The following is a 23,537-nucleotide window of genomic DNA, read 5'->3' as shown; positions in this document are numbered from 1 at the left end:
GCCCTCCAAGAAGTGAGCGTTACCCGACCGGGCGCAGGCCCTGCGGGGTGGCTTCGAACTCGTCAGTGAGACCCCGGTCGCGCCAGGGAAGTTCCCATCCGCCGAGCACGAGGAGGCTGTCGATGATCGCTCCCGTGAATCCCCAGACGAGCATGCCGTCCACACGGAAGCCCGGACCCCACATGGGGCCTCCCCCGTAGCGGACCTTGACCCTGTTGGCGGGCTCGGCCAGGTCCGCGACGGGGACCCGTGCCACGGCCGCGACCTCCCCGACGTCGGCGGCGCGCACCTCGGAGGGTTCGCGCCACCAGCCGAGGATGGGGGCGACCCGGAAGTCGCTGAAGCTCAGGTAGAGCTCGGGGAGGCGGCCGACCACGTCGATCCCGTCCGGCACGGCCCCGGTCTCCTCCTCCGCCTCGCGCAGGGCGGCCGCCTCGGGGGAGGCGTCGGTGGGCTCGATCCGTCCGCCGGGGAAGGCGGGTTGGCCCGCGTGGCGGCGCAGCCCGGCGTTGCGCTGGATGAGCAGCAGGTCGGGGCCCAGGTCGGTCTCTCCGAAGAGGATGAGGACCGCCGACTCCCGCCCTCCCCGCTCCGGCGGGCGCATCGGCTTGGGTACCGGCATCGTCCGGGCGGCGTCCGCGAGAGCGGACAGCCAGAGCGGGGTCGAGTTCATACGCAGGGAACCTGTTCCGGGGGTTGTCGCGCCGACGTCTGTGCGGGTGCGGACGCCTCGGGAGCCGGTGTGCGCGCACTCACGTGCTTCAGGGTACAAACCGCGGCGACCCGCGCCCGCGTCCCAGGGCGCGCGGCGGTCAGGCGAACGAGCGCATGCGGAGCAGCTTGGTGGCGGTGGCGGCGTCCGTGGGGCCCTCCCCGAAGGACGGGCACCAGCGGGCCACCCCGCACGCGCCGCAGGCGGGCCTGCGGGCGTGGCAGACGCGGCGGCCGTGCCACACCACGCGGTGGGAGAGCATCGTCCAGTCCTTGGGCGGGAAGAGCTCCCCGATCGCGTGCTCGACCCTGACCGGGTCCTCCTCGTCGGTCCACCCGAAGCGCCTGACCAGACGACCGAAGTGGGTGTCCACGGTGATCCCCGGCACATCGAAGGCGTTTCCGAGCAGTACGTTTGCGGTTTTTCGCCCTACACCGGGTAGTTTGACCAGGTCGGTGAGGTTTCCAGGGACCTCGCCGCCGTGTCGTTCGCACAGGGCCTGGCCCAGCCCCAACAGGCTGTTGGCCTTGGCCCGGAAGAACCCCGTCGAACGAATCATCTCCTCCAGCTCCTCGCGGCTGGCCGACGCGTAGGCCTCGGCGTCCGGGTAGCGCGCGAAGAGCGCCGGAGTGACCAGGTTGACCCGCTTGTCCGTGCACTGCGCGGACAGGATCGTCGCGACCAGGAGCTCCAGCGGGGTGGTGAAGTTCAGTTCGGCGTGGGCGTCCGGGTACAGCTCCGAGAGCTCCCGGTACATCTTCCGGGCGCGGCGGACCAGCGCGAGTCGGCTCTCACCGGTGGGCGTGGCGTTCTCCGGCACGGCCGCGTCCTCTTCGGACGCGGTGTGGCGGAACTCTGGAGTGTGGGACATCGTCACAGGGTAGGCGTCCGGTCGTGGGGCACGTCCGGGTCGACTCACCCCGGCGCCGGGATTCCACCCCGCGCCGACGTTTCGGCTGGTGACCGAGATTATGTAACCAATGTCCGGTCACCCGGCGCGGACAAGCCCTGACCCAAGTCGACAACGACTAGGATCACATGGGCTGACGTCGGCTGTTGTGGGCACGTTGTCTCCCGGCGGACAAGCCGTGGTAACGAACTGGTTTCCCACCCGGTTGCGATATACGTCACACTGTTGACGGTCAGGTTTTAGGAGGACGTGTGGACGAGATCAACGAGGTGCTCCGGAAGGCCCCTCTGTTCGAGGCGCTGGACGAGGAGGACACGGCCGCGCTCCGCTCCTCGGTGAACGAGGTGCGTCTCGGTCGCGGTCAGACCCTGTTCAACGAGGGTGACGAGGGCGACCGCCTGTACGTGATCCTCAGCGGGAAGGTCAAGCTGACCCGCACGGCCGTCGACGGCCGCGAGAACCTGCTGGGCGTGCTCGGCCCCAGCGAGATGTTCGGTGAACTGTCGCTGTTCGACCCGCGCCCGCGCACCGCGAGCGCCGTGGCCGTCACCGACTCCGTGCTCGCCGGGCTCGGCCACGACGACCTGCGGCCCTTCCTGTCCAGCCGCCCGCAGGTGGGGCTCCAGCTGCTGAAGTCGCTGGCCGCCCGACTGCGCCGGACCAACGACGTGATGGCCGACCTGGTCTTCACCGACGTGCCCGGCCGCGTGGCCAAGGCGCTGCTCGAACTCGCCGACAAGTTCGGCAAGGAGGGCGACGACGGCCTGCACGTGCACCACGACCTCACCCAGGAGGAGCTGGCCCAACTGGTGGGCGCCTCCCGCGAGACGGTCAACAAGGCCCTGGCCGAGTTCGCCCTGCGCGGCTGGCTGCGGATCGAGGCCAAGGCCGTGGTCCTGCTGGACGTCGAGCGCATGCGCCGCCGCGCCCGCTGAACGACCCCAGCCGAACCACAGACGCTGTGCGGCCGTCACCCTCCGGGGTGGCGGCCGCAGCGCTGTCAGGGGCCTCTCAGGCGCTCTCCGGGCCGTGTGGGGCCGTGGCGACGGCCCTATTCCACGAAGCCCTCGGGGAGCTCGCCCCTGGTCGCGAGGTAGCGCAGCTGCGCCCGGACCGAGGAGGCCGCGGCCGGACGGATGCTCTCGACCACGTCCGGGTAGACGCGGTCGATGATCGCCCCGACCCCCTCCGCCCCGGCAGCCACGGCGTCGCGGACCTGCGCCAGACGCGCCTCGCGGTGGTCGATGTAGGAGGTCAGCGCCGCCGACGGCGATGTCAGAACTGGTCCGTGCCCGGGGAGGAGCGTCCGCACCTGGTACTCCTCCACCAGGTCCCGGAGCCGGTACAGCGAGTCCAGGTAGGGGGCCAGTCCGTCGTCCCCGTCGATCACCGTGGTGCCGTGGCCGAGGATCGTGTCCCCGGTCAGGATGGCGCCGTCGGCCTCCACCAGCAGGCTGATCGAGTCGTCGGTGTGCCCCGGCGTGGCGATGACCCGGACCTCCAGGCCGTCCACGTCCAACAGCTGACCGTCCTCCAGCCCCGCGCCGCCCACCCGTACCTCCGGGTCCACCGCGTGCACCGGGGCCCCCGTCAGCTCGGAGAGGTACCGGGAGCCCTCGGCGTGGTCGAAGTGCCGGTGCGTCACCACGGCCATCTGGACCTGGGCGCCCTGTTCCTGCACGATCCGCGCCACCCGCTCCAGGTGCCGTTCGTCGTGCGGGCCGGGATCGACGACCAGCACCCCTCGGGCACCCGGCTCACGCAGGATCCAGGTGTTGGTCCCCTCCAACGTCATCGGGCCTGGGTTGGGGCAGAGCACGCAGGCGGCGCGCAGTGTCCCGGAACCGTCGATCCTCATCGCACCTCGCTTCGATCGGGCGACCCGGACCCGTCCGGCGGGACCCGCTGGGGGCCGCTCGGCGACGGGGAGCCGCGCACCGCCGGGGGCGGACGCTCACTGTGCCGCGCCGGGCCCCGGAAGGGGGAAGTCGCCGCCGTCCGGCGCCACGACACGGATCTGACCGTCTATCTCCCGAACGTCCGGTTCGATGGGAACGATATCCCGTCGGGCCTCCCGCACCCCCTGGAGGGTCCGCCGGTCGGCCAGCTCGGCACAGGCGATCACGGTCGGCGGCAGCATGGGCATCCGCCCGGCGCTCCACTCGTCCGCGACCACGGCCGGGTCGGTCCACCGCGTGAGGTCCGCCTCCCCGCCGACGTCGCGCGACTCCTGCCCCGGAGGGAGTTCGGCGGTGAAGAACCAGGTGTCGAACCGGCGCGGCTGGCTCCTGGGGGTGATCCACCTCGCCCACGCGCGCAGCCACTCCGAGCGCAGCACCAGACCGCGCCGCCGCAGCACCTCCGTGAAGGAGTGGGTGCGGTCGATCAGGCCGAGCCGGTCCCGCTCCCAGTCGTCGGTCGCGGTGTCAAGGGTGATCGCCTCCTGGTCGGCCCGCTCCGGTTCGCTGGCGAGCAGCACACCGGTCTCCTCGAAGGTCTCCCGTACGGCCGCGCACACCAGGGCCCGGGCCCGGGGCACGTCCGTTCCCAGGATCCCGGCCCACTCCTCCGGGGAGGGACCGGTCCAGGGCAGGTCGCCGTCGGAGTCCCGCTCGTCCACGCGGCCGCCCGGGAAGACGTAGGCGCCCGGGGCGAACCCCATGGAGGGCACCCTGCGCATGAGCAGGACCTCCATGGGGCGTTCGGCCCGCGCGGCGTCGGAGCCCGCCGCCGGACGCAGCAGCATCACGGTGGCGGCGGGGCGGGGTCGGGCCACACCGTCGTCCTCGGTCATCGACACACTCCCGTCGTTCACGAGGGCCCGCGCCGTGGCCCGGTCGTCCCCGGGTCCGGTCAGCGGACCTCGACGATCATGTCAACCTCGACCGGCGAGTCCAGCGGCAGGGAGGCCACACCGACGGCGGCCCGGGCGTGCACCCCGGCCGGGCCGAAGACCTCGCCCAGCAGCTCGCTGGCCCCGTTGATCACACCGGGGTGCCCGGTGAACTCGGGCGCGCTGGCCACGAAGCCGCCCACCTTCACGATCCGCACCACGTCCGACAGGTCTCCGACCTCGGCCCGCACCGCCGCGATGGCGTTCAGCGCGCACACGGCGGCCAGTTCCTTGGCGGTCTCGGGGCTGACCCCGGCACCGACCTTCCCGGTCGCCGGAAGGGCGCCGTCCACGAACGGCAGCTGGCCGGAGACGTAGACGTGGGCACCGCTGCGGACGGTCGGCTGGTAGGCCGCGACCGGGGGGACCACCTCGGGCAGGGTGAGCCCCAGCTCCGCGATGCGCTCCTCGGGGGTCGCCATCTACTTGGCCCGCTTCATGTAGGCGACGTACTGCTGGTTGCGCGGGTCGGTGCCCTCGGGCAGCGGCGCGGGCACGACGGAGACCAGCTCCCAGCCGTCCTCGCCCCAGTTGTCCAGGATCTGCTTGGTGGCGTGCGACAGCAGAGCCACGCTCTGGTACTCCCACTTGGTCATCGTCCATACCCCTCTCGGTCACCGGCGGCCCCTGGGACCGCCCCTCAACGCCGCTCACCTTACTCACCCGCGCCCACCCGGGAGGTCAGGCGGACCCGGGCGCACCCGCGTCCGCCTCCCGACGGGGCGCGCACATAGACTCCGTCGGGTGAGCGATCGTGAACAGGGACCGCGCGGAGACGACCGGGGAGCGGCGTTCGCCGGTGCCCGACTGCACATCGTGACCGGCAAGGGCGGCACGGGGAAGACGACGGCCGCCACCGCCCTGGCGCTCTCCCTGGCGTCCCGGGGCGGGCGCGTGCTCCTGGTCGAGGTGGAGGGCCGCCAGGGCGTGGCCTCCCTGCTCGGGAGCCCCGCCCTGCCCTACGAGGAGCGCGAGATGATCTCCGCGCCGGGCGGCGGTTCCGTCCACGTGCTGGCGGCGGACGCCGAGGCCGCGCTGCTCGAGTACCTGGAGCTGTTCTACGGCATGCGCCGGGCCGGGCAGGCCCTCACCCGGATGGGCGCCGTCGACTTCGCCACCACCATCGCGCCCGGACTCCGCGACGTCCTGCTCACCGGCAAGGCCACCGAGGCGGTCCGGCGGCGCGCGGGCGCCCGGGGCCGGTCCTCCGACGCCCCCGCCGGAGCCCCCTTCCACTACGAGGCCGTGGTCATGGACGCGCCGCCCACCGGGAGGATCGGGCGGTTCCTGAACGTCAACTCCGAGGTGGCGGGGCTGGCCCGGGTGGGACCGGTCCGCAACCACGCCGACCGGGTCATGGAGGTGATCCGCTCCGACCGCACCCGCGTGCACGTCGTGACCCTCCTGGAGGAGATGCCCGCGCAGGAGACCCGGGACGGGATCGCGGAACTCCGTGACCTGGGGCTGCGCCCGGGGGCCGTCATCGTGAACATGGTCGCCCCGCCGCTGCTGGAGGCGACCGACCTCGCCGCCGCCGTCGCGGGCGAGACGGACACCGCCGCGATCGCGTCGGGGCTCGGCGCCGCCGGCCTGGACCCGGCCCTTCTGGGGGCGCACGGGGAGCTGGCCGCCGACCTCGCGGGCGAGGTGCGCGCGCACGCGCTGCGCCGCCTACTGGAGGAACGGGTCCGCGGCGAGCTGGAGGATCTGGGCCCGCCGCTGGTGGAGCTGCCCCGGGTGGAGGGCGGGGTGGACCGCGCCGCGCTGGGCGACCTGGCCCGGTGCCTGACCGATCAGGGGGTGGGACGGTGACCGAGGGCCCGAGAACAGGAGGACCGGGAGCGGGAGGACCGGGAGCGGGAGGACCGAGAACGGGAAGTCCGGGAGCGAGAGGTCCGGGAGCGCGGGGCGCGCGCGAGGGCGCGCCGCTGGACGTGGACGCCCTGCTGGACGACCCCCACCGGAGGATCGTCGTGTGCTGCGGTTCGGGCGGGGTCGGCAAGACCACCACCGCCGCCGCGCTGGCGCTGCGGGCCGCCGAACGGGGGCGGCGCACCGTGGTGATCACCGTGGACCCGGCCCGGCGCCTGGCGCAGTCGATGGGTCTGGTCGAGCTGGACAACACCCCGCGCCCGGTGCCGCTCCCCGAGACGGCCCGGGGCAGCCTGCACGCCATGATGCTCGACATGAAGCGGACCTTCGACGAGGTCGTCAGGGAGCACGCCGACCCCGAACGGGCCCGCCAGATCCTGGCCAACCCCTTCTACCAGACCCTCTCCACGAGCTTCTCCGGCACGCAGGAGTACATGGCGATGGAGAAGCTGGGACAGCTGCGCCAGTCCGGTGAGTGGGACCTGATCGTGGTGGACACCCCGCCCAGCCGGTCCGCGCTGGACTTCCTGGACGCCCCCAAGCGGCTCGGCCGGTTCCTGGACGGCAGGCTCATCCGCTTCCTCAGCCCCCCGGCCAACGGAGCGTTCCGGCTGCTGGGCGCCGGGGTCAACGTGGTGGGGTCGGTGGTGGGAAAGATCGTCGGCGCCCAGTTCCTGGCCGACCTGCGCTCGTTCGTCTCGGCCTTCGACACCGTGTTCGGCGGGTTCCAGAAACGCGCCGAACGCACGTACCGGCTGCTCCGGACACCGGGGACGGCGTTCGTCGTGGTGGCGGTCCCGGACACGGACGCCCTGCGCGAGGCCTCCTACTTCATGGACCGTCTGGCGACGGAGTCCATGCCGCTCGCGGGGCTGGTGGTCAACCGGACGCACCCGCTGCCGCCCGGCCCCGGCTCCCGTCTGGGCGCCGACGAGGCGCTGGCGGCCGCCGCCTCACTGACGGAGGCCGGGACCCACCCGATCGCGGCGGCGGCGCTGCGCCTGCACGCGGAACGGGTCCGGACGCACGAACGCGAGGAGCGGCTGCGCTCCCGGATGCTGGCGGCGCACCGGGGCGCGCGGGTGGTCGAGGTACCGGCGCGGCCCGAGGACGTGCACGACCTCGCGGGGCTGCGGGAGATCGGCGTCGCGCTCGCCGGGGGCGTGCGGGGATCGGCGGACACCGAAGGGACCACGGAGCCCAGAGGGTCCACGGAGTCCGGGGAGACGGCACCGGAGGCCTGAGGCCGCGCCGCACCGGGCCGACGCGTCAGGCGGGCGTGTCCCGCAGGGTGCGCGCGATGCGGGAGAGATCGTCCTCACCCTCGCGGCGCGCCTCCTCCAGCAGGGGCGCCCAGTCGGTGATGTCGGGGTGTTTGCGCAGCAGGGAGCGGCGTTCGCGCTCGGTCATTCCGCCCCACACGCCGAACTCCACCCGGTGGTCCAGGGCGTCGGCGAGGCACTCGACCCGCACGGGACAGCCGTGACAGAAGAGCTTCGCACGGTTCTGCGCGGCGCCCTGGACGAACAGGGCATCGGGGTCGATCTGACGGCACAGGGCCTCGGTCGTCCACTGATTGGTCCACATGTGGCCCACTTCCCAGACGTGTGCTAGCGCTCGTGGTCAAAGGTGGTTGGTGTGCTCTGGTTGAGTGGAGGTGAACACGGTGGCCTCCCGCTACCGCGTGGGGCGCGACGTGCACGTACCGTCACGGCGCCCCGTATCTCGAAAGTACGGTTCGGATCGCCGCGCCAACAGAACCCACTCGACCCACTTTCCGTCTCACGGATATGGCCCGAGCGGGCCATTGCGCGACCGGCCGACCACCCTCCCCGACCGGGGCAGGGGCGCGTGTCGGCCGAACCGCTCCCGGGGCTCCCCGCGTTAATCGTGGAAGGATGGTCCGGGGTACGGCTCGTGCGTAGTCATGGGGCGATTCGGCGTGAGAACGCACCGTCCGTTACCGATCGCACCGCTTCTGAGCGTTCGTGGTCACTTAGTCTGATGGGGTGGGTCAGGGGACATTGCTTCAAAGAATCAGCCAACTGGTCGTCGTCGGTGTGATCGCCGGCCTCCTCGTCGCCGCACTCGCCCTTCCGGCGGTCGGCGGCATGGGGATCACCGCCCGCAACATCGCCAGCGGCTTCCTGGACATGCCCAGCCAACTCGAGACACCTCCGCCTCCTCAGCGATCGACCATCTACGACCGCGAGGGCGGCGTGATCGCCGAGATCTTCGACCAGAACCGTGAGCTCGTCGACATCGACGACGTCTCCCCGGTCATGATCGACGCGATCCTGGCCATGGAGGACTCCCGCTTCTACGACCACGGCGGTCTGGACGTCTCCGGCACCCTGCGTGCCGCGCTCCGGACCGTGGGAGGCAACACCGAGGGTGCCTCCTCCATCACCCAGCAGTACGTGAAGAACGTGCAGATCGAGGCCGCCACCTCCCAGGAGGAACTGGAGGAGGCCCGCGAGGAGACCATCGCCCGCAAGATCCGGGAGCTGCGCTACGCCGTCGCCCTGGAACAGCGGATGTCCAAGGACGAGATCCTTGAGGGCTACCTCAACATCGCCTACTTCAGCGACGGCGCCTACGGCGTCGAGTCCGCCGCGCAGCACTTCTTCCAGGTGCCCGCGAGCGAGCTGGAGCTGCACCAGGCGGCGACCATCGCCGGTCTCGTCCGCTACCCGTACCTGTACAACCCGCGCTTCTTCCCCGAGCAGACCACCGACCGGCGCAACGTCGTCCTGGACCGCATGGTCGCCACCGGGTCCATCACCGAGGAGGAGGCCGAGGAGGCCAAGGCCGAGGACATGGACCTGGATCTGGACACCCCGCCCAACGGGTGCGTCCCCAGCGACCAGCCCTTCTTCTGCGACTACGTCGTGCAGGAGATCGAGCAGGACGAGCGGTTCGGCCCCAACGAGACCGAGCGCGCGCGCTGGCTGCGCACCGCCGGCCTGGAGATCCACACGACCCTGGACCCGCAGGCCCAGGAGTCGGGGCAGAAGGCCGTGGACAAGTGGGTGCCGCGCGAGAACGACTCCCGCAAGGTCGCCGCGCAGGCGATCGTGGAGCCGGGCACCGGCCACATCCTCGGCATGATGCAGAGCCGCAACTACGGTCCCGACGAGAGCAAGCTCGGCGAGACCTCCATCAACTTCACCACCGACTCGGACCGGGGCGGCAGCAGCGGCTTCCAGGCCGGGTCGACGTTCAAGGCGATCACCCTGGCCGCCGCGCTGGAACAGGGGCTGCCCTTCGGCACCTCCTTCAACTCACCGAGCTCCACCACGGTGAGCGGCCAGACCTCCTGCAACGGGGGGAGGCTGGAGTCGTGGTCGCTGAGCAACGCCGGTGACAGCAACGCGGGCAACCACAACATGATCTCCGGCACGAAGGCCTCGTCCAACACCTACTTCGCGCAGCTCCAGGCCCGCGCGGGCCTGTGCAACACGATGAAGATGGCCGAGAAGATCGGGCTGAAGCGCGCCGACGGCACCCTGTTCACGGAGAACGACAACTCGCTCGCCAACAGCAGCTTCACGCTGGGCAGCGAGGAGGTCTCCCCGCTGCGGGTGTCGAACGCCTACGCGACCTTCGCCTCCGGTGGCATGTACTGCGAGCCGCAGGCCATCACGAAGATCGAGGACCGCCAGGCGGGCACCACGATCGACATCGAGCCCGAGTGCGAGCGCGTGATGGACGAGGAGGTCGCGGACGGCACCAGCTACCTGCTGTCGCAGACCTTCAACGGCGGCACCGCCGCCAGCCTGGGCATCGGCCGTCCGGCGGCGGGCAAGACGGGAACCACCGACGGTTCCGCCGCGGCCTGGTTCGCCGGGTTCACCCCGCAGATGGCCAGCAGCGTGTTCGTCGGTGACCCGCGCGGTCCCCAGCAGTACCCGCTGCGCAACGTGCGGATCGGTGACCGGTACTTCGGCACCGTGTACGGGGCGACCATCCCGGGCCCGATCTGGCAGGAGACCATGCGCGGCGCTCACGAGGGCCTGGACTCCGAGCGGCTGGCGTCCGCGCCCGGCAAGTTCGGCTCCACCTCGGAGCCGCGCGCTCCACGGGATGACGACGACGGGGACGAGGAGGCCAGTCCGGCCAGCGACGACGGCGGCGTCCCGAACGTCGTCGGGCTGAGCGAGTCGGACGCGGTGGCCGCCCTGGAGTCCGCCGGTTACACGGCGAACGTGTCCGGCACGACGGTCCGCTCCGCCGAGAGCGAGGGTGCGGTGGCCGCGGTCAACCCGAACCCGGGCACCCGTCTCCCCGAGGGCGCGACGGTCAACGTGTTCCTGAGCAGCGGCGGCGGCCGGGCCAACGCGGACGACGACCGGGGCCGCAACGGCTGGTTCCCGGTGACGCCGGCGACCCAGCCCGGCCGGGGCGACTGATCCCGTGACACCCGCGAGGGGGCGGTGGTGACCTGGTCACCACCGCCCCCTCGTCGTTGCGCTAGGCCAGCTGGCGCTTGACCTCGGCGGCCACGCGGGCGCCGTCGGCGCGCCCGGCGATCTGGGCGTTGACGATCTTCATGACCTTGCCCATCTCCTTCATCCCGGAGGCGCCGGTCTCGGTGACCGCGGCCGTCACCAGCTGGGAGAGCTCGTCGTCGGTGAGGGGCTTGGGCAGGTAGTCCGACAGGACCTCGCTCTCGGCCCGCTCGTTGGCGGCGGCCTCCGGGCGGTCGCCCTTGTCGAAGGCCTCGGCGGCCTCACGACGCTTCTTGGCCTCGCGGATGAGGAGCTTGGTGACCTCGTCGTCGTTGAGCGCCCGCTGCGAGGAGCCCGCGGACTCCTCGGTGGCGATGGTGGTGAGCACCATGCGCAGGGTCGCGGTGCGGACCTTGTCCTTCGCCTTCATGGCGGTGGTCAGGTCGGACTTGAGGCGGGCTTTGAGTTCGGACATGGCCCGATCCTATGGCCGCCCCGGCGGGGCCCACCAACGGTTTGCGCGCGGGGCACCCCGAATCTGAGACGATCGGTACCCGACGAAGGAGGGCCGGATGGGCGCCGAGAACAGACCACTGCTGCGCCGGATCGGGCGCGCGGCCGCGATCACCGGGGCGGTCGGTGTGGCCGGGCTGGGGTACGCCTCGGTCATCGAACGCAACTGGTTCCGGCTCCGCCGGTACGAGCTGCCGCTGCTGCCCCCCGGCAGCCCCCGCCTGCGGGTGCTGCACCTGTCCGACGCGCACCTGACGCCCGGGCGGAGGATGCTCATCGACTGGATCCGGGGGCTGGAGGCCTACGAGCCGGACCTGGTGATCAACACCGGGGACTCGCTGGCCCACCCCGACGCGGTGGAGCCGTTCATCGGCGCCCTGGGACCGCTCCTGGACCGGCCGGGCGCGTTCGTGTACGGATCCAACGACCTGTTCTCGCCCCAGCTGAAGAATCCGGCGCGCTACCTGTGGCGGACCAGCAAGACGGACTACCGCAAGCGCCGGGTGCCGGACCTGCCCTGGCGGGAGCTGGGCGCGTCGATGTCGGCGTCGGGCTGGTTGGACCTGAACAACCACAAGGGCTCCCTCAAGGCCAACGGCCTCGACGTCGCCCTGGCCGGTGTGCACGACTCGCACATCAAGCTGGACCGCTACGACGACGTCGCCGGTCCCGCCGACCCCCTGGCCGACGTCAGGCTGGGTGTGCTGCACTCGCCGGAGCCCGCCAACCTGGACCGGTTCGAGGCCGACGGGTACCAGCTGCTGCTCGCCGGTCACACGCACGGCGGCCAGCTGTGCCTGCCCTACTACGGGACGCTGGTCACCAACTGCGGGATCGACCGCCGCCGCGCCTGGGGGCTCAACGAGTGGGGCGACGCCTGGCTGCACGTCTCCGGTGGTCTGGGCACGTCCCCGTACGCCCCGGTGCGGTTCTGCTGCCGCCCGGAGGCCTCGCTCCTGGACCTGGTCGCCCGTCCCTGACCGGCGGGTTCGATCCGTACGGAATCGAGGTGCACAAGCACTCCCCGAGTCCGCTAGACTTGGGGACGTTGCTTCGGGGTGTAGCGCAGCTTGGCAGCGCGCTTCGTTCGGGACGAAGAGGTCGTGGGTTCAAATCCCGCCACCCCGACAGAGCACGAAGGCCGGTCCCACGGGACCGGCCTTCGTCGTGTCCGGGGTCGGTGCCGGTCGGTCAGCCCCGTGGGTCGGTGCCGAGGTAGGCCAGGATCGCGGCGACGGCGGCGCGCGTGCCGGTCGCCAGCGCCGGTCCCATGGCGGGCGCGAAGTCCGGGGAGTGGTTGACCGGGGCCTCCTCGCCCGGTGCGAGGTCGAACCCCCCGAACATCCAGAAGACCGAGGGGACTCCGACGGCCTCGCCCAGGAGGCCGAAGTCCTCGCTGCCCATCACCGGCTCGGCCACGGAGACGTTCCCCTCCCCCAGGCCGTCCCTGAGCGCCGACTCCACGCGCGCCGCCTGGACGGGGTCGTTGTGGCAGCGCGGGAACGAGTAGATCTCCTCCACCAGCGGTTCCGGGGCTCCGGAGACGGCCGCCTCACCGGAGACGATCCGGCGGACGGCGGCGAGGACCCGCTCGCGGACCTCGGGCTCGAACGTGCGGATGTTCAGGGTGAACTCCGCGCGGTCCGGGATGATGTTCTCCTTCAGGCCCGCGTGGAAGGTGCCGGAGGTGACCACGGCGGGGGTGCGCGGGTCGAGTTCGCGGGAGACGATCGTCTGCAACCGGGCGATCACGTGCGCCCCGAGCACGATCGGGTCGATCGAGGACTGCGGTCGCGAACCGTGGGACTGCTTCCCGTACACCGTCACCCGCAGCGCGTCGGCCATGGCCATCGCGACGCCGTGGGAGATGTCGACCGTCCCGGACCGGAGCGGCATCACGTGTTGGCCCAGGACGACCTCGGGGAGCGGGGCGCGTTCCCACAGGCCGTCGTCGACCATCGCCCGCGCACCGGCCGCGACCTCCTCACCGGGTTGGAAGACCAGCACCAGGGTCCCGGACCAGGTGTCGGGGTGGGACGTGAGCGCGCGGGCCGCGCTGAGCAGGGACGTGACGTGGGTGTCGTGTCCGCAGCCGTGCATGACCGGGACCACGGTGCCGTCCTCCAGCGTCCCGGTGGCCGTGCTCGCGTACTCCAGGCCGGTGTCCTCCGCGATGGGCAGCCCGTCCGTGTCGGCCCGGAAGGCGACCACCGGCCCGTCCCCGTTGCGGATCACGCCGACCACACCGGTGCCGCCGCAGCGGAAGTGTCCGATGCCCAGCTCCTCCAGCTCGGCCGCGACGAGGTCGGCGGTGGCGTGCTCCTGCATGGAGAGCTCGGGGTGCGCGTGCAGGTGCCGGTAGATCCGGTGCGCGCGGTCGGTGTCGAGGTCGGACAGGACGGTGTCGGTCGGGCTGGTCATACGGCCTTCCTTCGCGGTCGGGGGCGGGAGGGACCCCTGTGGGTCGTTTCCCGAAAAACCGGGGCGAACCCACCGAGGGGAGGTTCCGGAACGCGCGGTCCCGGCGGAGACTGGGGCCACCATGAACGAGATCCAGCAGATGTCCGCGACCGCCCTGGTGGCGGCGATCCGACGCCGTGAGGTCTCCGCGCGAGAGGCCCTGGACGCGCACCTGGAACGGATCGAGCAGGTGAACCCGGAGATCAACGCCGTGGTCACCCTCGACCCGGAGCGGGCGCTGGCCGACGCCGAGGCCGCCGACCGGCGCACCGTGTCCGGGGCCGCCCTGCCGCCGCTGCACGGGCTGCCCATGACCCACAAGGACACCCACGCGGTGGCCGGGACGCGCTCCACCAGCGGCTCCCGGATCTTCGCTGACCACGTGCCCGTCCAGGACGACGCGATCATCGCCCGGCTGCGGCGCGCGGGGGTGGTCTCCACGGGGAAGAGCAACGTCCCGGAGTTCGGCGCCGGGTCGCACACCTTCAACGACGTCTTCGGCACCACCACCAACCCGTACGCGCCCCGGCTGAGCGCTGGCGGCTCGTCCGGCGGCCTGGCGGCGGCGGTCGCCAGCGGGATCCAGCCGCTGGGCGAGGGGTCGGACATGGGCGGATCGCTGCGCATCCCGGCGTCGTTCTGCGGCGTGGTGGGGTTCCGGCCGTCCCACGGGGTGATCCCCACGCCGCCGCCGGGCGACGACTGGGCGTGGCTGACCCGTACCGGACCGATGGCCCGCGAGGTCTCCGACGTCGCCCTGTTCATGTTCGCCGTCGCCGGGCCCTCACCGAGGGTGCGGCCCCCGGCACCGGTCACCGGGTCCGACTTCACCGGCCCGCTCCTCGGTGACCTGCGCGGGGTTCGGGTGGCCTGGAGCCCGGACCTCGGGCTCGGCCTCCCCGTGGAGCCGGAGGTGCTGGCGGTCCTGGAGGGGCGCATGCGTGTCTTCGAGGAGGCCGGGGCGATCGTGGAGGAGGCGGCCCCGGACCTCACCGACGCGGAGGAGGTGTTCCGGACCACCCGCGCCCTCGACTTCGCCGCCGCGCTGGGATCACTGGTGCGCGAACACCGGGACCTGGTCAAACCCGAGGTGGTCGGGAACGTGGAGGCCGGGTGGGCGCTGAGCGCCCGGGAGATCGTCGCCGCGACCGGCGCGCGGACCCGCCTGGCCGCCGCGCTCCGCGCCTTCCATGCGCGTTACGACCTCCTGGTCAGCCCCGCCGCGCAGGTGCTGCCCTTCGACGCCCGGCTGCGCTACCCGGCGGCGGTCGACGGCGTCGAGAGCACGGGCTACCTGGACTGGATGCGCTCGGCCTGCGCGCTCTCCGCGACGGGGCTCCCCGTCCTGGCACTCCCGGCCGGATTCACCGGCTCGGGGCTGCCCGTGGGCTTCCAGCTCTCCGTGGACCACTACCGGGACGCGGATCTGCTGCGTCTGGGGAAGGCGTTCGAGGACCGCACGCGCTGCGTCGACCGCCGTCCGGAGATCCGGGCGGGGACGGGGCAGCGCGTGCGTCCGGTGACGACGGTGGCGGCACGGTAGACGGCCGCCGCGTGCCAGGGTCACCCCAGGCGGCTCAGGGCGCGTTCGGCGATCGAGATGATCACCTCCTCGCCGACGGTGAAGTCGACCCGGCCGCTCCTGTCCTCCCCGGTCTCCAGGACCCTGATCTCGACCAGGTACTCCGCCTTCCGGACGAGCACCGTCGCGTTGCTGCCCTGCCCGTCAGTTCCCGCGAGGTAGTGGGAGACGAAGGACTCGTCTCCCAGGTCGAGGTCACGCCCTTCCAGGATCTCGATGCCCCGGGGGCCGTCCGTGCCGTCGATCAGCTTGCCCCGCTCCTCCGCGAATCGGCTGGCGGTGTCGGACGCGTCGTGGGTCCTCTCGCCCTCCTCGTTCGCGGGGACGCTGTAGGTGACCCGGAGCGACCCCGGGGACCCGTTCGCGAACTCCGTGACCCACCAACACGCCGTGCCCGCCTCGGAGTACGAGGCGGAGGCCAGGACGGCGTTGAGAGAACGCAGGTCCGAGCTGCCGGGCGCCGCGCACGGGTCCAGGTCCAGACCCTCGAGCGAAGGACCCGCGTGGTGGGAGCCCGACGAGGACGTCACCGCCCACACGCCTCCGACGACCAGGCCGTAGACCGCGAGTGTCACCGCCGCGGTGATCGCGATGACGCGCCCGGTGCCTCGCCGTCCCGGGACTGGTCCCGAAGCCGGGGGGCGCGTGCCGGGGGGTGGCCCTCCGGGTTCCTGCGCTCGGGGGGCCTGGCCGGGGGTTCCGGGCCCGCCGTGCTGTGGGGGGAACTGCTGTGGGGGGCCGTTGTACACGGCGGACCTCCTGTTGGTGTGCGACGCCCGAGCGCCTCTGGGGGAAGGGATCAGCCGAAGACGTCGGCCGCGACGTCGGCGAGAAGCTCCTCGGCCTCGTTCAGATCGATGTCGTCGATGGTGGAGCCCAGGTTGAGGGTGACCTCGCTGACGAGGCGTCCCTCCCGGACGACCAGCGTCACCACCTGCTCGTGGGGGTCGCCGGAACCGGTGGGGAAGTCGGCGAGGACCAACGTGCTCTCGTCACCGAACCTCAGCGGTCGGTCCCGCGACTGCGCGGCCTCGCTCCGCGGGCGCTCGGAGGCCGCTTCGACGGTCGCCTCGTAGAGCTCCTGGGCATCAGTGGGCAGCTCCTCCCCCTGCGTGTCATGTTCTTGGAGCAGGGCCGCGTCCGCCCCGGAGAACGGCACGGCACGACGGAAGTAGAGGGAGATGCTCTCCTCTCCCAACAGCGTGACGCTCCAGTCGCAGCCGCTGGAGTAGCTACTGGCTCCCCCGTATCTGGCCTCAGCGTTCATCGACGCGAGGGTTCGGTCACTCAGGACCGCGCAGGGGTCGTCGGTCGGCAGGCCGCTCGCGGGGCTGATCCGTGCGGAGGAGGCGGTGGCGGAGGAGACCACCCAGGTGAGGGAACCGGCGACCGCCAGGGTGACGGCGGCGGTGAGTGTCACCGTGAGCGCGGTCCGGGGTCGGCGCCGGGGCGCCGGGGGCTGGTCAGGAACGCCCTGGGAGCCGGGCTGGACGGGAGGTCCGGGCGGGCCGCCGGGCGGGGGCGGGTTCGGTCCAGGCGCCCCGGGGTGACCGGGCGGGTGGGGGTAGGGCGGCTGGAGCGGCGGCTGACCCGGTGGGCCCTGGTGGCCGAACGGGGGCTGCCCCTGGTGGCCGGAGTGGCCTGGTGGGGTCGGCTGGAGGGGGTGTCCCATGCGAGGGTCCATCCACGAGTACGTGTGTCCTGACCCGTCGCATGTTCCCATGGCCACCCCGACGAATCCGGGCACGAGCACCGTCCGGGGGGAAAACGGCCACCTCCGGCCAACCGGAACCCGGTCCCGTGAACGCGGACGCCCCGGGCCGGCGCTGGGCCGGTCCGGGGCGTGGGCCCTGACGCCCGGGGGGTGGGGCGTCACGGCGTACGGAGGGGGGAGCCTCCGGGTGTCTACGCGGCGCCGACGTTGAGGTCGACGCAGACGTAGAAGGCCATCGGGGTGTCGGCCACGTTCCAGCGGGCCAGCACCGTCTGCTCACCGCTGTAGCCGGAGAGGTCGACGGTGTGGGAGAAGTTCGCCGGCGGCTGGGCGCCACCGTCGTCGATGCTCTCAATCTGCTGACCGTCGATGAAGTATTCCCACGTGCTGGTCGAGTGCCGGGCGGTGATCGTCCAGTCGAAGGTGACGGAGTTGCCGACCGGGGTGACGTCCCAGCCGTAGTTGTCGTCGTCCAGCTCGGAGAAGGCGGCGTTGCCTCCGGAACAGCTCATCAGGCCCTTGGGGCCCTCGACGCTCTGCGGCTCGTACTGGATCGGTCCGCAGGAGACCGTCCCGGCGGCGCACTGGGCCTGGCGGCTGGGCGGGTTGTTGATGTAGCCGTGGGCGCTGGCGGTGCCCGCGGGCATCAACGTGAAGGCGAGCGCGGTGGCGGCGCCGACGGCCGCGGTCGAGCGGAGCTTGGTGCTGATACTCATGAGGGAGCCCTTCTTCTGGGTCACGACCCTGGGGGGCCGTAGCGGGGTGACCCGGACCGTCTCCGGACCAGGGCGGGTGGAACGCGCTCACGGCCGGTTATTTCCGCGAGCCCGGGCAGGGGTCGCCCGGGAGTTCCCGTGGGTTTCGGGAACCTCCGTCCACCCAGTACCGAGGACGGTAAAGAGCTTGTCACCCCCCGTCAAGATCCCTGTTACCCATGGGTGTGGAGTGACACCCGTACCAGTGGAACGGCCCAGTGCCGGTTCCTCGGGCACTGGTACTGGTGGGCGGGCGGCGGGGCGGGCACCCCGAACAGGACCGATGCCGATCGGTTGCCGGAACCGGTCTGCCGTTCCGGGAGTGGACCAAGAGGTCGACCCCGCCGACGTTCCACCAGACCTCACCAAAAGGTGACAATCACCTTCCCCTCCTCCGTGTGAACACGGGGGGATGGCCGTCGGAAAAGCCGTGGACAGAGCTCGTGACGGGTGACAGAACGGACCCGAGGCGGAGGCCCCTCAGCGTCGAGGCGACCGCGCGTCAAGGGGCAGGGGGCGCCCCCGCACGGCCACCAGGACGGAGTGATCACGGATGTCCCATCAGGCACGTCCACCAGACCCACCTCGGAAAACCCAGGACTCCCGCGACCCCCAGGAACCCCCACTACCCCTCGTGGAACGCGGGGCGTCTCCCACGCGGTGGGCGGACCCGGCAGCCCCGGACTTCCTGCCCGGGCTGGAGCTGTCGCGTGCCCTGTACGAGGAGGGGGTCCGCCCCCTCCTGGACGGGATCCCCCATGCGGCGGCCCGTGTGGGAGCGGGATCCGAGGTACTGGGGCTGGACACCGCCCGCTCCACCGACCACGACTGGGGACCGCGCTTCCAGCTCTTCCTCCCGGGCGACAACGCACGCGTCCGGGCGCTCTTGGAGAAGGGGCTGCCCCGGAGGGTGCGCGGCTGGCCCACACGGTACGAGTCGGCGCCCGGCGACCCCGGAGTCCACCGGCTCGCCGACGGCCCCGGCGGGCGGCACCTGGTGGACGTGGTCGAACCGGGCGCCTGGTTCACCGAGTGGCTCGGGTTCGACCCGAACACCGGGGTGACCACCACCGACTGGCTCGCGACGCCCACCCAACGCCTGGCCGGGGCGGTCGGCGGCGCCGTGTTCCACGACGGCGTCGGGGAGCTCACCGCCGCGCGCCGTTCCCTGCGCTGGTATCCGGCCGACGTCTGGCGCCACGTGCTGGCCTGCCAATGGCAGCGGGTCGCCCAGGAGGAACCGTTCGTCGGACGCTGTGTGGAGGCCGGTGACGAACTCGGCGCACGGGTGGTCGCCGCGCGCCTGGTCCGCGACCTCATGCGGCTGTGCCTGCTGTTGGCCCGCCGCTACCCGCCCTACTCCAAGTGGTTGGGGTCGGCCTTCTCCCTGCTCCCCGAGGCGGCCGAGGTGGGACCGGTACTGCGCCGGGCGCTCGCCGTGCCCGACCCGCAGCACGCCCTGGCCCAGGCCTACCGACTGGTCGCGGCCTGGCAGAACCGGACCGGGTTGGCGGAGGAGCTGTCCCCCGAGCCCCGCCGCTTCCACACGCGCCCGTACCTGGTTCTGGACGCCGCGCGCTACTCCAGGGCCCTGCTCGCGAGGGTCGAGGACCCCGACCTCGCGGCCCGGCCACTGGTGGGAGCCGTCGACCAGTTCGTCGACAGCACCGACGCCCTGGAGCGCGTCGGGTTGGTTCGGAACGTGGCCCGAGCCGTGGTCGGACCGGGCTCGGAACAGGTGCCGCACGTGTCTCCGAAGGACCGGAGACCGGGCGGGGAGCCGCGCCAGACGAACGCGGAGGAAGCCCCATAAACCAGGGTGGGCGCGTCACCTGCGACGAAGCTGGGCGCTGCCCTACGATCCAGACATGGACCTATCCCACGCCCCGCCGGTTCTCCGGCGGCTCAACACCGAGGCCAGCATCCTGGCCGGGGCCGGCTACGCGATCCTGCTCCAGATCGCCCACCCGAGCGTCGCCCGGGGGGTCGCCGAGCACAGCGAGTTCGCCGCACGCCCCCTCGACCGGCTGCGCGGCACGATGTACTACGTCTACGGAACCGCCCTGGGCACCCCGGAGGAGAGCGAACGCGTACAGGCCATCGTGCGCGCCATGCACCGCAGGGTCCGGGGTCCGGGCTACGACGCCCTCGACCCCGAGCTGCTGCTGTGGGTCGGCGCGACGCTGTACCACAGCGCGGTGCGTCTGTACGAACTGACCGTGGCCGACCTGACCGAGGAGGAACGAGCCGAGTTCCTTCGTGAGACCTCGGTGTACGCCACTGCCCTCGGCCTACCCCGGGAGCGGTGGCCCCAAAGCACCGAGGAGTTCTCAGACTACTGGGAACACGCCTGTGCCCGTCTGGAAGTCGGCCCGCATGCCGTCGGCCTGTCCCAGTCACTGTTCCGTCCGGACAACCGGCTGCTGTGGCCGCTGACCCTCACGCAACGGTTCCTGAGCGGTGGCCTGTTGGGCCCGGAGCTGCGGAGGCAGTACGGAATCCCCTGGTCGGAGGCGCGTCAGCGCCGCTTCGACCGCCTGATGCGCGTGACCCGGACGGTGTACCCGCGTCTTCCGAAGGGTGTCCGGAGACTGCCCTCCGCGCTGTACCTGAGGTCGATGCGGAAGAACGGCGGCTGGAAGCCGTCGAAGGCGTCGAGATCCTCGAATCGCTGAGGGGTGACCGCCGGGGAGTTCAGAGGTCCTTGAGTGCTTCCCGGGCCCGGTCGGCGTCGGGCAGGCCCAGTTCCTCGAAGGTCCGGAGGGCGTCGGTGAGCAGGCCCCGAGCGCGCTCGGCGTCCACCACCGGTGCGGGCAGCCCCCCGAGCGCCAGCGAGGCCCTGGCCGCGACGTACCGCTCGCCCCGCTCGTGCGCCATGGCCAGTGCCTTCTCGAGGGTCCGCGCGGCCTCCGCGTGCCGACCGGCGGCGGAGTAGGTCGCCCCCAGGTCTGTCAGGACCTCCGCGTCCGCGCTGCGGTTGCCGTTCCGGTCCGCCAGTTCCAAGGCCGTCCGGTGTTCTGTGACCGCCTCGTCGAACCTCCCGCCCGCCCTGTAGGCGACGCCCAGGGAGTTGTGGGCGTACATCTCCTTCGTGCTCTTGTCCTTGGACAGCGCGACGGCGATCCGCAGGGCCTCGTAGGCGCCCTCCAGGTCCCCGAGGGCCGTCCGGGCCTCACCGGCGATGAGCGCCGCCTGGGTCCGGCTGCTGTCCAGGCTCTCGTCCGCGCCCAGGGCCAGGACCCCCTCGCTGAGGGCCAGTGCCTCCTGGTACCGACCCAGGTTCATGTACAGCACCGCCAGGTTGGCCCGCTGCATCACCTCGAGCTGCTTGTCCCCCTGGGACACCGCGTAGGAGATGACCCTCTCGACGCACTCGGAGCACTCCCGGAACCGTCCCGTGCGCTCGTGGACCATGCTGAGGTTGGCCAGGGCACGGATGATGCCGCGTTCGTCGCCCAGTTCCTCCAGGAGAACGAGGGCCTCCTGGAGGTAGGAGAGCGAGGTGTCGAACCGTCCGGAGAGGCAGTGCGCGATCCCCATCCCGATGAGGGTGACCGCGCGGCCCCGTTGGCTGCCGCGCCGCTCGCTGGCGCGCAGGGCCTTCTCCTGCGAGGTGAGCAGGAGACCCATCTTGCCGCGCTGCGCGTAGAACCTCCACACCGCGTCGGCCATCCGCCACGCCTCATCGACACTCTCCCCATCGCTGTAGAAGTCGATGACGTCGGCGACGTTGTCCTGGTGACGGTCGAACCAGGCCTCCGCCTCGGCCCGGTCGAGGAGTTCGGCCCGGTACCGCGAGCCCCCCGCCTCGTCCGAGCCGCCGTGCGCGCGCGGGCCCAACAGGTCCGCCGCGCGCTGGGAGACGTGCATGTACTGCCGGGCCAGCCGCCCCCGGGCCTCCTCGGCCTCCGTCGGCTCCAGGTCGGACGAACCCCGGTAGCGCGAGAAGTCACCGATGAGGTCGTGCAGGCGGTACACGTCGCCGTCCGGCTCCTCCAGCAGGCAGACGCCCACGAGCCCCTGGAGGAGGTCGTCCGCGTCCATGGGGTCCATGTCCAGCAGCGCCGCCGCGCCGTGGAGGTCCACGGTGGTGCCGACCAGCACCCCGAGCAGGAGGAAGGCGCGCCGCTGTTCGCCGTTGAGGCTCTGGTAGGAGAGGTCGATCGCCGCCTCGACGTTCTGCCCGTCCATCTGGAGCTCGCGGAAGCGGCGGCTCTGCTCGCTCAACCGGCGCTCGACGTGGCCGAAGGTCCACTTCGGTCTGCTGAGCATGCGTCCGGCGACCACCCGCAGTGCCAGGGGGAGCCCGCCGCAGATCCGCACCACCCTCAGGGCCTGGTCCCGTTCCCGGACGACCCGGTCCTCCCCCAGGACCTTGCCGAGGAGTTCCAGGGCCGACTCCTCCCCCAGCATGCTGAGGGAGACGTAGTCGGTACCGCTGAGCCCGGCCAGGTCGTTCCTGGTGGTGATCAGGGTGAGCGTGCCCTCGGCGGAGGGCAGGATCGGGTTGACCTGCGCGTAGCTGACCGCGTTGTCCAGGACCACGAGCAGGCGCCTGCCCCGGAGGGTCGCCCGCCAGAGCGCGGAGCGTTCGTCCACCGAGTCGGGCAGTTCCTCGAAGGGCACGCCGACCGCGCGCAGGAGGGCGCCCAGTGCCGCCCCCTCGTCCAGGGGCTTCTTCTCGGCCGTGTACCCGTACAGGTCGATGAACAGCTGCCCGTCGGGGAAGTGGTGCACCAGTTCGTGCCCGGCCCGCACGGCGAGCGTGGTCTTCCCGGAACCGCCGCTGCCCGAGATCACGCAGACCCGGGCCCGATCGTCCTTGGACGTCCCCACACCGATCAGGTGCTCCAGGGTCTCCCGCCGCCCGGCGAAGTCCGGGATGTCCCGAGGGAGGTCGTTCCGGACGACGAAGTGGTCCTTCACCACGGGGAAGGGCGAGGCCAGCCCCTTGGCCGGGGTCTGCTCGGAGGTGTCCGCCCGCAGTATCTGGGTGTGCAGCGCGATGAGGTCGGGGTCGGGGTCGACGCCCAGTTCGTCCGCCAGGCGGGAGCGGATCTCCTCGTAGGCGGAGAGCGCCGCCGCCCGTTCGCCGGTGTGCCAGAGGGCGGTGATGAAGTGGTGGTGCAACCGTTCCCGGAGCGGCTCCTGCCGGATGATCGGCGTGAGGTAGGAGACCACCTCGTTCGCGCGCCCCAGCGAGAGCCCGTAGGAGGCCCAGTCGGCCACGGCGGCCCAGCGCTCCTCCAGGAGCGGGGACACCAGCGAGTAGTAGAGGTGTTCGGACCCGACCCCGGAGAACGGGACTCCGCGCCAGCACTCCAGCGCCTCGGAGAGCCGCGCGAGGGCGGTCTCCGGATCGGCGGGGTCGGCTCCGTCGCGCAGACCCCGGAACCGGTGCAGGTCGACGCGGCCGGGGTCGACGTCGGCCAGGTACCCGCCGGAGGTGGTGCTGATGATTCCCGGGAACGCCCGGCGCAGGTGGGAGACCTGGACCTGGATGACCGAGCGCGCCGTGCGCGGGGGGTCGTCGCTCCACAGGAAGTGGATCAGCTGGTCGAAGGTGACCTCTCGACCGGCGTACACCAAGAGAGCGCCCAGAACACACCGCTGGCGTGGTCCACCGACCGGAAGGGGTCGTCCCTCGGACCACGCGGCAATGGGACCAAGCACGC

General features: G+C 71.9%; 21 protein-coding genes and 1 tRNA gene. 9 read left to right on the top strand and 13 right to left on the bottom strand.

The features are described 5' to 3' along the window. Positions 1-19: 19 nt before the first annotated feature. Both ACRWK8_RS15520 and nth read right to left on the bottom strand, forming a co-directional pair. Positions 20-673, bottom strand: a complete 654-nt coding sequence (locus ACRWK8_RS15520) for an NUDIX hydrolase (RefSeq protein ID WP_378743407.1) — start codon at positions 671-673, stop codon at positions 20-22. Positions 674-812: 139 nt separating this feature from the next. Next, positions 813-1,583, bottom strand: coding sequence for an endonuclease III (gene nth / locus ACRWK8_RS15515; RefSeq protein ID WP_378743405.1), 771 nt, complete (start codon positions 1,581-1,583; stop codon positions 813-815). A 290-nt stretch (positions 1,584-1,873) separates the two neighbouring features. Here nth and ACRWK8_RS15510 point away from each other — a divergent pair, with 290 nt between their 5' ends. Then, a complete protein-coding gene (locus ACRWK8_RS15510; RefSeq protein WP_014908639.1) occupies positions 1,874-2,557 on the top strand; it encodes a Crp/Fnr family transcriptional regulator in 684 nt (227 codons plus the stop codon). A 116-nt stretch (positions 2,558-2,673) separates the two neighbouring features. Here the strand turns inward: ACRWK8_RS15510 and ACRWK8_RS15505 are convergent, their stop codons facing one another. From ACRWK8_RS15505 to ACRWK8_RS15490, 4 genes are all read right to left on the bottom strand, one after another. Beyond that, a complete protein-coding gene (locus ACRWK8_RS15505) occupies positions 2,674-3,480 on the bottom strand; it encodes an MBL fold metallo-hydrolase (protein ID WP_378743403.1) in 807 nt (268 codons plus the stop codon). A 96-nt stretch (positions 3,481-3,576) separates the two neighbouring features. Continuing rightward, positions 3,577-4,416, bottom strand: a complete 840-nt coding sequence (locus tag ACRWK8_RS15500) for an NUDIX hydrolase (RefSeq protein WP_431871098.1) — start codon at positions 4,414-4,416, stop codon at positions 3,577-3,579. Between the two features lie 59 nt (positions 4,417-4,475). Beyond that, the gene (locus ACRWK8_RS15495) at positions 4,476-4,937 is read right to left on the bottom strand and encodes a RidA family protein (RefSeq protein WP_378743399.1); all 462 of its coding nucleotides are present in this window, start codon (positions 4,935-4,937) and stop codon (positions 4,476-4,478) included. Next, positions 4,938-5,111: a DUF4177 domain-containing protein gene (locus ACRWK8_RS15490; protein WP_017546677.1), complete on the bottom strand. Its 174-nt coding sequence runs from the start codon at positions 5,109-5,111 to the stop codon at positions 4,938-4,940. A 148-nt stretch (positions 5,112-5,259) separates the two neighbouring features. Between ACRWK8_RS15490 and bagA the strand changes: the two genes are divergently transcribed. Both bagA and bagB read left to right on the top strand, forming a co-directional pair. Next, positions 5,260-6,327, top strand: a complete 1,068-nt coding sequence (gene bagA / locus ACRWK8_RS15485) for an ATPase BagA (RefSeq protein ID WP_431871095.1) — start codon at positions 5,260-5,262, stop codon at positions 6,325-6,327. Between the two features lie 116 nt (positions 6,328-6,443). After that, on the top strand, positions 6,444-7,631 hold the full coding sequence (gene bagB / locus ACRWK8_RS15480) for an ArsA family ATPase (RefSeq protein ID WP_431871130.1): 1,188 nt from the start codon (positions 6,444-6,446) through the stop codon (positions 7,629-7,631). Positions 7,632-7,656: 25 nt separating this feature from the next. Here the strand turns inward: bagB and ACRWK8_RS15475 are convergent, their stop codons facing one another. After that, positions 7,657-7,974, bottom strand: coding sequence for a WhiB family transcriptional regulator (locus tag ACRWK8_RS15475; protein ID WP_378743393.1), 318 nt, complete (start codon positions 7,972-7,974; stop codon positions 7,657-7,659). Between the two features lie 437 nt (positions 7,975-8,411). Here ACRWK8_RS15475 and ACRWK8_RS15470 point away from each other — a divergent pair, with 437 nt between their 5' ends. Then, entirely contained in the window at positions 8,412-10,799 is a 2,388-nt protein-coding gene (locus ACRWK8_RS15470; protein ID WP_378743391.1) for a penicillin-binding protein, read from the top strand. A gap of 61 nt (positions 10,800-10,860) precedes the next feature. Here the strand turns inward: ACRWK8_RS15470 and ACRWK8_RS15465 are convergent, their stop codons facing one another. After that, positions 10,861-11,313 carry a GatB/YqeY domain-containing protein gene (locus ACRWK8_RS15465; protein ID WP_378743389.1) on the bottom strand — a complete coding sequence of 151 codons (453 nt, stop codon included), beginning with the start codon at positions 11,311-11,313 and terminating at the stop codon, positions 10,861-10,863. Between the two features lie 97 nt (positions 11,314-11,410). On the opposite strand from ACRWK8_RS15465, the gene ACRWK8_RS15460 reads away from it, so the two are divergent. Both ACRWK8_RS15460 and ACRWK8_RS15455 read left to right on the top strand, forming a co-directional pair. Next, positions 11,411-12,331, top strand: a complete 921-nt coding sequence (locus ACRWK8_RS15460; protein ID WP_431871092.1) for a metallophosphoesterase — start codon at positions 11,411-11,413, stop codon at positions 12,329-12,331. 74 nt (positions 12,332-12,405) lie between these two features. Beyond that, positions 12,406-12,479 (top strand) — tRNA-Pro (locus ACRWK8_RS15455). Positions 12,480-12,542: 63 nt separating this feature from the next. Here ACRWK8_RS15455 and ACRWK8_RS15450 read toward each other — a convergent pair. Next, positions 12,543-13,772 (bottom strand): amidohydrolase, encoded by a 1,230-nt coding sequence (locus ACRWK8_RS15450; protein WP_431871090.1) that lies wholly within the window; start codon positions 13,770-13,772, stop codon positions 12,543-12,545. Between the two features lie 121 nt (positions 13,773-13,893). Between ACRWK8_RS15450 and ACRWK8_RS15445 the strand changes: the two genes are divergently transcribed. Continuing rightward, a complete protein-coding gene (locus tag ACRWK8_RS15445) occupies positions 13,894-15,354 on the top strand; it encodes an amidase (protein WP_431871088.1) in 1,461 nt (486 codons plus the stop codon). Positions 15,355-15,374: 20 nt separating this feature from the next. Here the strand turns inward: ACRWK8_RS15445 and ACRWK8_RS15440 are convergent, their stop codons facing one another. The 3 genes from ACRWK8_RS15440 to ACRWK8_RS15430 form a co-directional block, all read right to left on the bottom strand. After that, positions 15,375-15,968: a hypothetical protein gene (locus tag ACRWK8_RS15440; protein ID WP_431871086.1), complete on the bottom strand. Its 594-nt coding sequence runs from the start codon at positions 15,966-15,968 to the stop codon at positions 15,375-15,377. Between the two features lie 224 nt (positions 15,969-16,192). Further along, positions 16,193-16,813 carry a hypothetical protein gene (locus tag ACRWK8_RS15435; RefSeq protein WP_431871084.1) on the bottom strand — a complete coding sequence of 207 codons (621 nt, stop codon included), beginning with the start codon at positions 16,811-16,813 and terminating at the stop codon, positions 16,193-16,195. Positions 16,814-17,298: 485 nt separating this feature from the next. Further along, entirely contained in the window at positions 17,299-17,823 is a 525-nt protein-coding gene (locus ACRWK8_RS15430; RefSeq protein WP_378743379.1) for a lytic polysaccharide monooxygenase auxiliary activity family 9 protein, read from the bottom strand. Positions 17,824-18,496: 673 nt separating this feature from the next. Between ACRWK8_RS15430 and ACRWK8_RS15425 the strand changes: the two genes are divergently transcribed. Both ACRWK8_RS15425 and ACRWK8_RS15420 read left to right on the top strand, forming a co-directional pair. Then, on the top strand, positions 18,497-19,675 hold the full coding sequence (locus ACRWK8_RS15425; RefSeq protein ID WP_431871082.1) for a DUF4037 domain-containing protein: 1,179 nt from the start codon (positions 18,497-18,499) through the stop codon (positions 19,673-19,675). A 55-nt stretch (positions 19,676-19,730) separates the two neighbouring features. After that, positions 19,731-20,537, top strand: a complete 807-nt coding sequence (locus ACRWK8_RS15420; protein ID WP_431871080.1) for an oxygenase MpaB family protein — start codon at positions 19,731-19,733, stop codon at positions 20,535-20,537. Positions 20,538-20,556: 19 nt separating this feature from the next. Here the strand turns inward: ACRWK8_RS15420 and ACRWK8_RS15415 are convergent, their stop codons facing one another. Continuing rightward, positions 20,557-23,448, bottom strand: a complete 2,892-nt coding sequence (locus tag ACRWK8_RS15415; protein ID WP_431871078.1) for an AfsR/SARP family transcriptional regulator — start codon at positions 23,446-23,448, stop codon at positions 20,557-20,559. Between the last annotated feature and the right edge of the window lie 89 nt (positions 23,449-23,537).

Source organism: Nocardiopsis eucommiae (assembly GCF_965344335.1).
GTDB classification, from domain to species: Bacteria; Actinomycetota; Actinomycetes; order Streptosporangiales; family Streptosporangiaceae; genus Nocardiopsis; species Nocardiopsis eucommiae.
This window is presented reverse-complemented; position numbering and strand designations above follow the sequence as displayed.

Bases quoted from the DNA above. Each gene is read 5' to 3' on its own strand.
- ACRWK8_RS15520 (WP_378743407.1), bottom strand. From the start codon at position 673: ATGAACTCGACCCCGCTCTGGCTGTCCGCTCTCGCGGACGCCGCCCGG.
- nth (WP_378743405.1), bottom strand. From the start codon at position 1,583: ATGTCCCACACTCCAGAGTTCCGCCACACCGCGTCCGAAGAGGACGCG.
- ACRWK8_RS15505 (WP_378743403.1), bottom strand. From the start codon at position 3,480: ATGAGGATCGACGGTTCCGGGACACTGCGCGCCGCCTGCGTGCTCTGC.
- ACRWK8_RS15500 (WP_431871098.1), bottom strand. From the start codon at position 4,416: ATGACCGAGGACGACGGTGTGGCCCGACCCCGCCCCGCCGCCACCGTG.
- ACRWK8_RS15495 (WP_378743399.1), bottom strand. From the start codon at position 4,937: ATGGCGACCCCCGAGGAGCGCATCGCGGAGCTGGGGCTCACCCTGCCC.
- ACRWK8_RS15490 (WP_017546677.1), bottom strand. From the start codon at position 5,111: ATGACCAAGTGGGAGTACCAGAGCGTGGCTCTGCTGTCGCACGCCACC.
- ACRWK8_RS15475 (WP_378743393.1), bottom strand. From the start codon at position 7,974: ATGTGGACCAATCAGTGGACGACCGAGGCCCTGTGCCGTCAGATCGAC.
- ACRWK8_RS15465 (WP_378743389.1), bottom strand. From the start codon at position 11,313: ATGTCCGAACTCAAAGCCCGCCTCAAGTCCGACCTGACCACCGCCATG.
- ACRWK8_RS15460 (WP_431871092.1), top strand. From the start codon at position 11,411: ATGGGCGCCGAGAACAGACCACTGCTGCGCCGGATCGGGCGCGCGGCC.
- ACRWK8_RS15450 (WP_431871090.1), bottom strand. From the start codon at position 13,772: ATGACCAGCCCGACCGACACCGTCCTGTCCGACCTCGACACCGACCGC.
- ACRWK8_RS15445 (WP_431871088.1), top strand. From the start codon at position 13,894: ATGAACGAGATCCAGCAGATGTCCGCGACCGCCCTGGTGGCGGCGATC.
- ACRWK8_RS15430 (WP_378743379.1), bottom strand. From the start codon at position 17,823: ATGAGTATCAGCACCAAGCTCCGCTCGACCGCGGCCGTCGGCGCCGCC.
- ACRWK8_RS15420 (WP_431871080.1), top strand. From the start codon at position 19,731: ATGGACCTATCCCACGCCCCGCCGGTTCTCCGGCGGCTCAACACCGAG.